Raw genomic sequence first — 11905 nt, forward strand, 5'->3', positions numbered from 1 at the left:
GAGAGCTCCCCCGCTTGCCCAGTCTTATCGCTTCGAGTGTCCAGCTCCAGCAACTGTTCGGGCGGATCAAGGGAGAATCCGGCGTGGGCGCCAAGCTCCATGGCGATCGTCGAGATCCAGGCTTACACGGCGGCCCACGCCGGCTCTCGACACCTACGCTGCCAGATTTCCATCAGATAAGGCTCGTAGGCGCCATCCATGGCGCCTGCGGTCCTGCAAGCCCACACCGCCCCGCCTCTGACAGATTCCCGCGGCTGTTGGTAACGGCGCCTGGTGTTCCGTGCGGCTGTTGGTAGGTGTCGACCTTGGTCGACACATCTGTCGGATATCGAATGGATTCATTCAGTTGGCCGGCGGCCAGTAGATCCACGCCATGCGTGGACTGTCAGACATCGAAATCAATCTGGGGTCGGAGCCCGTTGCGCAGCAACGGGATCCGACCCCTGCCTTCCCGGCAGATCGCGGAAATCTGTCGAAGGCGGGGTGGGTCCGGTTGAGGGGGCGTGAGCCGCATGGATGCGGCGACCGAGCTTACATGGACGTACTTGCAGCGTCCCCCTCAACCGGGCCCACCCCGCCATCCCACGGAATGCCAGCCTTTGACGTTGACGTTGACGTGGCTCCCAGCAGGTGCAGGGCCGCAGGCCCTGCAAAAGACCCCCCCCTCTTTTGCTGCGGCGCAGAATGCATGGGCGGGCGCTCCCTGTTCTACTTCAATCGATCTAAATCCGCCGGGGTGCGGATTTGTACCGATGGAAACGGGGAGTTCGGCCGCAGCGGCCGGCACCCGCTGCCGCCCTGCCGCCAAGGAGTCCTGTCCGTGACCAGGTTGTCCCGCCGTCGTTCCCCCCTGCGCCTGCCGGCGCTCTCCCCGCGGCCGCTGGCCCGCGCCGCCTGCCTGCTGGCCCTGGCCATCACGCCCTGGCTGCAGGCCGCACCTGCCGCACTCGAACGCGAGGTCAACACCTTCATCGGCAGCAAGGATGACGGCAACACCTTCCCCGGCGCGTCGGCACCGTTCGGCCTGATCCAGGTCAGCCCGATCGGCAGCCACTATTCCGGCTGGCGCTACGACGACGAAAAGATCCGCGGCTTCGGCCATTCCTTCCTGTCCGGCGCCGGCTGCTGGGAACAGGGCGGCCAGGTCTCCATCCTGCCGGTGACCGGTAGCATCGGCCCGGGCGGCGATTTCGATACCGCCAACCCCAAGCAGTTCGACCACAAGGCCTACGCCGCCAACTACACCCACGACGGTGAAGTTGGCCAGGCCGGCTATTACAAGGTGCGCCTGACCAGCTACGGCGGCATCGACGCCGAAGCCACCGCGCGCACCCGCGCCGCGGCCGAGCGCTATACCTTCAGCCAGCGCAGCGGCGATGGCCATGTGCTGGTGAACGTGGGCCAGGCCAACGAGCGCCATTCGGTGATCGGCAGCGTGGTGGACGTGGTGGGCGACCGGGTGGTGGAAGGCAAGCTGGTCACCAAGAGCTTCTGCGGCGGCCACCAGTACACCACCTGGTTCCGCGTTGAATTCGATCGCCCGTTCAAGGCACACGGCACCTGGGGCGAGGCCGGTGGCCTGCCCAATGCGCGGCACAGCATGGAAGGCGAGCAGAAGCCGAACGGCGCCTGGCTGACCTTCGATCTGGCCAAGGGCCAGTCGGTTACCGCGGTCAGTGCGATCTCGCACGTGGACGCCGAAGGCGCACGCACCAACCTGCGCGCCGAGGGCATGCAGGGCGGTGCGCTGATCGGCTTCGACCGCATGCGCGCGCTCTCGCAGAAGGACTGGCGCGAGCAGCTGGCGCGGGTGCGCGTGCAGGGCGGCACGGGCGATGACCGCACCGTGTTCTACAGCGCGCTGTACCACGCACTGCTGCAGCCGCTCACCGGCAGCGATGCCGATGGCCGCTACCGTGGCTACGACGATGGCATCCACCGCGCCGATGGCTGGACCTACTACGAGTATTTCTCGCTGTGGGATACCTACCGCGCGCAGAACCAGTGGCTGGCGCTGACCCGTCCGGACGTGGCGCGTGACATCGGCCGCACCCTGCTGGCCATCGACGAGCAGGGCGGCTGGCTGCCGCGCTGGGGCTATGCCAACTTCGAAACCAACATCATGACCGGCGATCCGGTCACCCCGTTCATGGTCGACCTGTGGCGCTTCGGTGCGCTGAAGGGGCGTGAATCGCAGGCCTGGGATGCGCTGCGCCGCAATGCCTTCGGTACGCCGCCGCTGAACTCGCGGATGGCCGGCCGCTCCGGCAACCCGACCTACCTGGACAAGGGCTACGTGGTCTATGACCGCGCGTTCCCGTCCAAGGGCATGGACGTGGACCCGCACCATGGTGGCTCGGCCACGCTGGAATACGCACTGGCCGACTGCGCGCTTTCGCAGATGGCCGACGGCCTGGGCCATGCGCAGGATTCGGCGACGCTGCGCGAGCGCGGCCGCAACTGGCGCAAGGTGTGGGACCCGCAGGTGCGTGACGCCGAAACCGGCTTCACCGGCTTCCCGCGCCCGCGCACCGAAGACGGCCAGTGGTATACCCCGGCCGACGGCCATTACAGCCCGCGTTCGCACCATGGCTTCCATGAAGGCACCGCGTGGCAGTACCAGTGGCTGGCGCAGCAGGACGTGCCGGGCCTGGTGGAAGCAATGGATGGCCGCGAGCAGGCCGGCCGCCGCCTGGATGCCTTCTTCGCGATGGATGCGCTGCAGGCCGATCCGCTGACGGCCGCGCGCAAGGAATGGGTGGTGGGGCCGTACAGCTACTACAACCAGTTCCGTTACAACCCCAACAACGAACCGGACCTGCACGCGCCGTGGCTGTACACGCTGATCGGCCAGCCCTGGAAGACCGCCAACGTGCTGCGCGCGGCGCAGCAGCTGTTCACCAACGCACCCAACGGCGTCACCGGCAATGACGACCTGGGCACGATGTCGGCCTGGTACCTGTTCAGTGCCATCGGCGTGTATCCCGCGGTGCCGGGCAGCGGCCAGTTCCTGCTGCACACGCCGCGCTTTGCCAAGGTGGAAGTGGACATGGGCAATGGACGCACGCTGCGCATCGACGCGCCGGGCGCCGATGGCCGCCGCCTGCAGTACGTGCAGGGCGTGCAGCTGGATGGCCGCGCGCATGCCCCGGTGTGGCTGGACTGGAACCAGCTGCAGCAGGGCCCGCGCCTGCAGTTCGCACTGGATGCACAGGCCCCGACCGAAGGCTGGGGTACCGCAGTGAAGGACCTGCCGGTCTCATGGTGCGCTGCACCAGGCAGCGTGCTGCGCTGAGCCATCGTCGTGCCGTTCGCGGCCAACCAGCGAACGGCACGGCACGAATGGCCTCCGATCCATTAGGCTTGACCCTCCCGAGGAGCCCGGTACAGCGATGAACGACAACGACGGCACTTCCAGCAAGCGTTCCGGCAAGGCGGTGACGGTGACCGACATCGCCCGTGCGATCGGCGTGTCGCGTGCCACCGTGTCGCTGGTGCTGCGTGGCAGTCCGCTGGTCAATGTCGATACCCGGGCCAAGGTGGAAGCCGAGCTGCGCCGCCAGCGCTACGTCTACAACCGTGCGGCGGCCAACCTGCGCCGGCGCACCTCCACCAGCATCGCGCTGGTCATCAACGATCTGTCCAACCCGTTCTTCGCTGAATTTGCCTCGGGCGTGGACGAGGCATTGGGCGGGCGAGGGTATGTCACCCTGCTGGGCAGCACCGGCGAATCGCCGCAGCGCCAGCAGGCGGTGCTGTCCACGCTGATGGAACACACCCCGGCGGGACTGATCCTGTCGCCGGCCGAAGGCAGCGATGCCGCACTGCTGCGGCAGGCGCTGGGTGCCAACGCCAACGTGCTGCTGTTCAACCGCGAACTGGAAGGGGCCGACTGGGACTTCCTGACCCTGGACAACCAGCACGGCGCCTATCTGGCCACCCGCCACCTAATCGAGCGCGGCCACCAACAGATCGCCTTCTTCGGCGGCCATGCCGATTCCAGTTCCTGCCACCAGCGCCGCGCCGGCTTCCAGCAGGCCCTGGCCGAGGCGGGCCTGGCGCTGCCGCCGGGCTGGATGATCGAATCGGCGCCCAATCGCCTGGAAGCGGCCGCGCGTACCGATGAACTGTTCGCCGACGGCCATCGTCCCAGTGCCGCGGTCTGCTACAACGACACGGTCGCGCTGGGCCTGATGCTGGGCCTGAACTCCCGCGGCATCCGCCCCGGCGGTGATTTCGCAGTGACCGGTTTCGATGATATTTCCGAGGCCTCGGTGGCGGTGCCGCCGTTGACCACCCTGACCGCCGACCCGCGCGAGCGTGGCCGTCAGGCCGCCGCGCTGCTGCTGCAACGCCTGGATGATCCCGATGCACCGCCGCGGCGCACCGTCGCCCCGGTGCAGCTGCGCGTGCGCGAGAGCAGTGCCGCGCGGCCGAACTGATTTTCCACGACCTTTTCCCTTCCACGTACCAACGACCTACACGCGCATCGAGGCGCGAACCGCATGCCGATTTCCGCAACGCCCCGTCCATCGGGATCCAACAGCAGCCAGGCGCCGGTGATGAATGCCCGTGCGGCCCTGTGGGTGGCCACCACCATCTTCTTCATGTGGGGCTTCCTGACCAGCCTCAACGATGTGCTGATCCCGCACCTGAAGGCCGTGTTCGAGCTGAACTACACCCGCGCCATGCTGGTGCAGTTCACCTTCTTCGGCGCGTACTTCCTGATGTCGGTGCCGGCCGGTCGGCTGGTGGCACGGTTGGGCTACAAGAAGGGCATCATCGCCGGCCTGCTGATTGCCGGTGTGGGCGCGCTGGGCTTCTGGCCGTCGGCCGCGCTGCGCACCTATGACGCCTTCCTGGCCTCGCTGTTCGTGCTGGCCACCGGCATTACCGTGCTGCAGGTGGCGGCCAACCCGTACGTGGCGCTGCTGGGCCCGGAAAAAACCGCCTCCAGCCGCCTGACCCTGGCGCAGGCGCTGAACTCGCTGGGCACCACGCTGGCGCCGCTGTTCGGCGGCTTCCTGATCCTGAGCACTGCGGTGAAGAGCGGTGACGAAATCAAGGCGATGCCGGTGGCCGAGCAGCTGGCCTACCGGACTGCCGAAGCGCAGTCGGTGCAGGGCCCGTACGTGGGCCTGGCCATCGCGCTGGTGCTGCTGGCCGTGTTCGTCTACCTGTTCCGCCTGCCCAGCCTGACCGAAACCACCGAGCAGGCCGACAGCAGCCACCACACCCTGCTGGATGCGTTGAAGCAGCCGCACGTGCTGTTCGGCGTGCTGGCCATCTTCTTCTACGTGGGCGCCGAAGTGTCCATCGGCAGCCTGATGGTGAACTACCTGGCGCTGCCCGAAATCGGCGGCATGAGCGAACAGCAGGCCACCCATTACGTGTCTGCCTACTGGGGCTGCGCCATGGTCGGCCGCTTCGCCGGCGCCTGGCTGCTGGCCAAGTTCTCGCCGCGCCGCCTGCTGGCCGGCTTCGCGCTGGCCAACGTGGTGCTGCTGGCGGTCACCCTGGGCTCGGGCGGCAAGGTGGCGCTGTACGGCATCGTGGCTACCGGCCTGTTCAATTCCATCATGTTCCCGACCATCTTCTCGCTGGCCATCGAACGCCTGGGCCCGCTGACCAACAAGGCCTCCAGCCTGCTGATCATGGCCATCGTCGGTGGCGCGATCATTCCGCTGCTGCAGGGCATGCTGGCCGATCGCATCGGCCTGCACCTGAGCTTCGTGCTGCCGGTGGTCTGCTACGTCTACATCATCTTCTACGGTCTGGTGGGCTCGCGCCCGCCGGCCGTCGGCCCGCAGGGAGGCTGAGTCGGAAATGGGTGCCATTGTCTGCTTCGGCGAAATTTTGATCGATCTACTAGCGCAGCCGCCGGCCTCGGCCGACACCCCGCGCGCCTTCCTGCAGTACGCCGGCGGTGCGCCGGCCAACGTGGCCGTGGCCGCTGCCCGGCTGGGCGCGCAGACCCAGTTCGTGGGCATGCTGGGCCGGGACATGTTTGGTGACTTCCTGGCCGACAGCCTGGCCGAGCACCGCGTGGGCACCGACTACATCGTGCGCACCGATGCGGCCAAGACCGCGCTGGCGTTCGTGGCGCTGGACGCCCACGGCGAGCGCAGCTTCAGCTTCTACCGGCCGCCGGCGGCCGACCTGCTGTTCCGTGACAGCGATTTCCAGGGCGCCTGCTTCGACAGCGCCGCCTGTTTCCATGTGTGTTCCAACAGCCTGACCGAAGCGGACATTGCCGCGGCAACCTTCGCCGGCATGGAGCGTGCGCGCGCCGCCGGTGCAGTAGTCAGCCTTGACCTGAACCTGCGCCCGGCGCTGTGGCCGGCCGACACCGATCCCACGCCACGCCTGTGGCAGGCGCTGGAGCGTGCCGACCTGGTGAAGCTCTCGCGCGAAGAGCTGGACTACCTGGCCGCGCCGCACGGCGCCGACGGTGACCAGGTCGTGCTGCAGCGCCTGCTGGCCGCACAGGCACGCTGGGTGATCGTGACCGACGGTGCCGCCACGCTGCGCTGGTACACCCGCGAGCAGCAGGGCCAGGTCACCAGTTTCCGCGTGGCCACGGTGGATACCACCGCCGCCGGCGATGCCTTCGTGGGCGGTGTGCTGGTGGGCCTGCTGGAGCGCGGCGGTGCCGGCGCCGGCTTCGCCGCGTTCTGCCAGGACGCGCAGGCGATCACCGAAACGCTGCGCTTCGGCGCGGCTGTCGGTGCGCTGGCGGTCACCCGCAAGGGCGCCTTCGCGGCCATGCCCTCGCTCGATGAAGTGCAGCAGCTGCTGCAGACCCAGGAACTTTCCGCATGACCCAGACCGCCTCCCGCTTCGTTCCGCAGTTCCGCTCGGCCGAGTTCCTGCGCGCGCACATCGCCGACACGATGGCGTTCTACCACCCGCGCTGCATCGACCCCAACGGCGGCTTCTTCCACTACTTCCAGGACGATGGCACGGTCTATGACGCCGGCCACCGTCACCTGGTCAGCAGCACCCGCTTCGTCTTCAACTACGCCATGGCCTACCGCGAATTCGGTAATGCCGAGTACCGCGAGGCCGTTGAACATGGCGTGCGCTACCTGCGCGAGGTGCACCGCAACCCGTCCACCGGCGGCTACGCCTGGACGCTGCGCGATGGCCAGGTCGAAGACGATATGAACCACTGCTATGGCGTGGCATTCGTGCTGCTGGCCTACAGCTGCGCGCTGAAGGCCGGCATCGAACAGGCCCGCGCGTGGATGGACGAAACCTGGCAGCTGCTGGAAGCACGCTTCTGGGAAGCCGAGCACGGCCTGTACAAGGATGAAGCCGATGGCCAGTGGAACTTCACCGGCTACCGCGGGCAGAACGCCAACATGCACATGTGCGAGGCAATGCTGGCCGCGTTCGAGGCCAGTGGCGAGCAGCGCTATGTGCAGCGCGCACTGCAGCTGGCCGACAACATGACCCGGCGCCAGGCCGCCAAGGCCGGTGGGCTGGTGTGGGAACACTACGACACGAACTGGGAGATCGACTGGAACTACAACCTGGACGATCCCAAGCACCTGTTCCGCCCGTGGGGGTTCCAGCCCGGCCACCAGACCGAATGGGCCAAGCTGCTGCTGATCCTGGACCGCCACGTGCAGGCCGATTGGCTGGTGCCCACAGCCCAGCACCTGTTCGATGTGGCGGTCGAGCGCAGCTGGGATGAAGCGCGTGGCGGCCTGTACTACGGTTTCGCGCCGGAATCGCGGCGCCAGCCGGGCATGGACGGTGCCCCGATCGGCGGCGACAGCTTCGTCTGCGACGACGACAAGTACTTCTGGGTGCAGGCCGAAACCCTGGCTACGGCCGCACTGATGGCCCAGCGCACCGGCGATGACCGCTACTGGCAGTGGTACGACCGGCTGTGGGCGTATTCGTGGGAGCACTTCGTCGACCACCAGTACGGCGCGTGGTTCCGCATCCTGGATGCCGACAATCGCAAGTACAGCAATGAAAAGAGCCCGGCCGGCAAGGTGGATTACCACACCATGGGCGCGTGCTACGAAGTGCTGAACGTCGTTCGTTGAACATCGCCCGAATGCAGTAGTGCCAGGCCCTGCCTGGCAGAAAAACAGGAGCAGCACGTGCACCGTCTTCCTCTCGCTGTCCGTCTGCTCCTGCTGCTGTTCACGTTTGGCAGCTTCCCCGCGCTGGCCGCGCCTCTGCCGGCGCAATGGGAATTCCGCATGCTGCCCGGTGATGCGCAGGGCGCCGCGCACCCCGGCCTGCAGCAGTGGCGCACGGCGCGCGTACCCGGCAGCGTGCACACCGACCTGCTGGCCCATGGGCTGATCCGCGACCCCTACGTGGGCGCGCCGGAGGCCGAGCTGCAATGGATCGGCTTGGCCGCCTGGGAATACCGCGCGCGCTTCGATGTAGACGCGGCGACCCTGGCCAAGGCGCATGCCGAGCTGCGTTTCGACGGCCTGGACACCTATGCCGAGGTGCGTTTGAACGGCAAGCCGCTGCTGCGCGCCGACAATGCGCACCGCACCTGGCGCGCGCGCGTGGAAGGGCGGCTGCGGCCCAGCGGCAATGAACTGCAGATCGTGTTCCGTTCGCCCATCCGCACCCTGCTGCCGGGCGTGCAGGCGATGCCGCACAAGATTGCCGGCAACTATCCCTCGCCCTACGGTGATGAGCCCAAGGACGCGATGGTCGGCAACTTCGCACGCAAGCCGGCCTACCATTTCGGCTGGGACTGGGGCCCGCGTTACGTGACCGCCGGTGTCTGGCGTGGTGTCGACCTGCAGGCCTGGGACACGCACCGCCTGACCGATCTGGCCGTGCGTACCGATGCCTTGGACGCGCAGCAGGCGCGGCTGGCCGTGCTGCTGCAGGTAGAGCAGGGTAGTGCCGCCGGCTCGGCCAGGGTGGACGTGGAAGTGCGTGATCCCGACGGCCGCGTTGTGGCCACGGTGCAGCGCCCGGTGCTGTTGCAGCCCGGCCAGAACAGCGTGGAGATTCCGGTTGAGCTGGCTGATCCGCGGCGCTGGTGGCCGGTGGGGCAGGGTGCGCAGGACCGCTACACGGTGCGCGCGCAGCTGGGCGCTGGCGGCGACCCTACACTCCAGCGCGAGCAGCGCATCGGCCTGCGCACGGTGGAACTGCGCCGCGAGAAGGACGAGAAGGGCGGGCAGGGTTTCGCCTTCGTCATCAATGGCGTGGAGACTTTCGCCAAGGGCGCCAACGTCATTCCGTTCGATGCGTTCCCGGCGCGGGTGGATGTGGCGCGCCTGCGCCAGGTGCTGACCGCCGCGCGCGATGCCAACATGAACATGCTGCGCAACTGGGGCGGTGGGTACTACGAGGACGACGCGTTCTTTGACATCGCCGACGAGCTGGGTCTGCTGGTCTGGCAGGACTTCATGTTCGGCGGTGGCATGCAGCCCGGTTACGATCCGGCGTTCCGCGCCAGCGTGGTGGCCGAAGCGCGCGACAACGTGCGGCGCCTGCGCCACCACCCCAGCATCGTGCTGTGGTGTGGCAACAACGAAGAAGAGACCGCGTGGAAGGACTGGGGCCATGGCCGCGACCTGAAGGCTGCCGACCCGGCGTTTGCCGCGCGGGTCTGGCAGGGCTATGTCGATCTGTTCGGCAACGACCTGCGCCAGGTGGTGGGCGAGGAAGGGCTGGGTGTGCCGTACTGGTCCAGTTCGCCCAGCAATGATCTGGACGAAAAAGCCAACGATTCCACCCGCGGCGACAAGCACTACTGGCAGGTCTGGGGCAATCCGGCGCTGCCGGTGCAGGCGTACCTGCAGGAGACGCCGCGCTTCATGTCCGAGTACGGCCTGCAGGCCTGGCCGTCGCTGGCAACGGTGGACCAGATCGCCACGCGCGCCGAACAGCGCATCGACAGCCCGGTGATCCGCGCCCACCAGAAGTTCATGGCCGGCGAGGGCAACAGCCGCCTGCTGCAGTACATCGAGCGGGGCTACGGCACGCCGAAGGACTTCGCGGACTTCGTCTACCTGAGCCAGGTGATGCAGGCCGATGGCATTGCATTGGCGGCGCTGCATCATCGCGCTTCACGGCCGTACACCATGGGCTCGCTGTACTGGCAGCTCAACGATGTCTGGCCGGGTGCATCGTGGTCCAGCGTGGATTACTTCGGGCGCTGGAAGGCACTGCATTTCGCTGCGCGTCGCTTCTTCGCGCCGGTCACCCTGGCGGCCCTGCGTGACGAAGGCAGCACCCGCGTGCGCCTGATCAACGATGGCGCTGCAGTGGACGCGCGTTGGCGGCTGCGGGTGATGGATGTGGACGGGAAAGTGCTGCGCCGTCGCGAGGCGGCGGTGACTCTGGCTGCCGCCGGGGTCACCTCGGTGGGCGACTTCGGTGATGCCGAACTACTGGCCGGCGCCGCCCCGTCGCGCACCGTGGCGGTGTTCGAACTGCTGCAGGATGGCAAGGTCGGTGCGCGGCAGGTGGTGGGCTTCGTTGAAGCCAAGGACCAGGCACTGCCGTCGCAGGCGCTGAGGGCCACGCTGCAGACCGAGGGCGATCACTACCGCCTACGACTGCAGAGCAAGGCGTATGTACGTGCCGCCTGGATCGACTTCGGTGCGCTGGATGTGCAGGTGGAAGACAACCTGCTGGATCTGCTACCGGGCGAGACGCGCGACATCGCCGTGCGCGGCCCGGTGGATCTGGCGACGCTGCGTGGCGCCTTGCAGGTGAAAACCCTCAACGACCGTTGAAAGCGGAGCACCCCGCTGTGGTAGGTGCCAACCTTACACCCCGCTTTGGTAGGTGCCAACCTTGGTTGGCACATCAAGAGCATGCCAACCAAGGTTGGCATCTACCGATCACCGTTGGGCAGACGAATCTCGCTTTGGTAGGTGCCAACCTTGGTTGGCACACCAGGAACATGCCAACCAAGGTTGGCATCTACCGAAAACCGTTGGGCAGGCGTACCCCGCTCTGGTAGGTGCCAACCTTGGTTGGCACACCAGGAACATTCCAACCAAGGTTGGCATCTACCGAAAACCGTTGGGCAGGCGTATCCCGCTCTGGTAGGTGCCAACCTTGGTTGGCACACCAGGAACATTCCAACCAAGGTTGGCATCTACCGAAAACCGTTGGGCAGGCGTATCCCGCTCTGGTAGGTGCCAACCTTGGTTGGCACATCAAGAGCATGCCAACCAAGGTTGGCATCTACCCCCTGCAGTTACAGCTGGATCTGCTGGAAATTCTCGACCCGCTCGTGGCCGTTGGCGGCCTGGCCGGTACGCGGCAGCGGGTAATCGTCCAGGCGATCGATCAGGCGGGTCTGCAGCCCGGCCTCGCGCGCGGCGTCCAGCTCTTCCACCACATCGGACAGGAACAGGATCTCGCCGGCCGGCACGCCAATGGACTGCACGATGCGGCGGTAGCTGTCGGCCTCACGCTTGCCGCCCACTTCGGTATCGAACCAGCCCGACACCAGCGGGCTGAGGTCGCCAGCATCGCTGAAGCCGAAGAACAGCTTCTGCGCTGGCACCGAGCCGGACGAATACACGTACAGCGGCAGGCCGGAGGCGTGCCAGCCCTTCAGCACCGGCGCCACTTCGGGGTAGAAGTGCGCGGTGTAATCGCCGCGGCGGTAGCCGGTATCCCAGATCACGCCCTGCAGCGCCTTCAGGGCGGTGTGCTTGCGGTCCTGGTCGATCCAGCCCTGCAGCGTTTCCACCACCAGGCTGTCCTGGCAGGCGCCGCCGATCTCGGTGGCCACCGCATCCAGCCAGCGGCGGATCTCCGGTTGCTGGCCGTGCTCGGCCACGAACGCCGGCAGGGCCTGGCGGGCGTAGGGGAACAGCACGTTCTTGACGAACGAAATGCTGCTGGTGGTGCCTTCGATGTCGGTCAGGATGACGCGGGGCTGCATGGA

The 11905-nt window shown here is 67.1% G+C and carries 7 protein-coding genes; 6 read left to right on the forward strand and 1 reads right to left on the reverse strand.

Features of this window, described 5'->3' with window-relative positions; all coding sequences use genetic code 11:
* The first annotated feature begins 850 nt into the window (after nucleotides 1-850).
* The 6 genes from C1933_RS08875 to C1933_RS08900 all read left to right on the forward strand — a co-directional run bounded on the left by C1933_RS08875 (nucleotide 851) and on the right by C1933_RS08900 (nucleotide 10736).
* On the forward strand, nucleotides 851-3295 hold the full coding sequence (locus C1933_RS08875) for a GH92 family glycosyl hydrolase (RefSeq protein ID WP_108754791.1): 2445 nt from the start codon (nucleotides 851-853) through the stop codon (nucleotides 3293-3295).
* Between the two features lie 97 nt (nucleotides 3296-3392).
* Complete coding sequence (locus C1933_RS08880; protein WP_108752955.1) at nucleotides 3393-4442, forward strand: LacI family DNA-binding transcriptional regulator; 1050 nt, start codon at nucleotides 3393-3395, stop codon at nucleotides 4440-4442.
* Nucleotides 4443-4505: 63 nt separating this feature from the next.
* Nucleotides 4506-5819 (forward strand): L-fucose:H+ symporter permease, encoded by a 1314-nt coding sequence (gene fucP, locus C1933_RS08885; RefSeq protein ID WP_108752956.1) that lies wholly within the window; start codon nucleotides 4506-4508, stop codon nucleotides 5817-5819.
* 7 nt (nucleotides 5820-5826) lie between these two features.
* Nucleotides 5827-6822, forward strand: coding sequence for a carbohydrate kinase (locus tag C1933_RS08890; RefSeq protein WP_108752957.1), 996 nt, complete (start codon nucleotides 5827-5829; stop codon nucleotides 6820-6822).
* Nucleotides 6819-8060 carry an AGE family epimerase/isomerase gene (locus C1933_RS08895; protein ID WP_108752958.1) on the forward strand — a complete coding sequence of 414 codons (1242 nt, stop codon included), beginning with the start codon at nucleotides 6819-6821 and terminating at the stop codon, nucleotides 8058-8060. The genes C1933_RS08890 and C1933_RS08895 overlap by 4 nt, the downstream gene beginning before the upstream one ends.
* Before the next feature lie 57 nt (nucleotides 8061-8117).
* Nucleotides 8118-10736, forward strand: a complete 2619-nt coding sequence (locus C1933_RS08900; protein WP_108752959.1) for a glycoside hydrolase family 2 protein — start codon at nucleotides 8118-8120, stop codon at nucleotides 10734-10736.
* 470 nt (nucleotides 10737-11206) lie between these two features.
* Here the strand turns inward: C1933_RS08900 and mtnC are convergent, their stop codons facing one another.
* Nucleotides 11207-11902 carry an acireductone synthase gene (gene mtnC / locus C1933_RS08905; protein ID WP_108752960.1) on the reverse strand — a complete coding sequence of 232 codons (696 nt, stop codon included), beginning with the start codon at nucleotides 11900-11902 and terminating at the stop codon, nucleotides 11207-11209.
* Between the last annotated feature and the right edge of the window lie 3 nt (nucleotides 11903-11905).

This window comes from Stenotrophomonas sp. ZAC14D2_NAIMI4_6 (assembly GCF_003086875.1).
Classification (GTDB): Bacteria; Pseudomonadota; Gammaproteobacteria; order Xanthomonadales; family Xanthomonadaceae; genus Stenotrophomonas.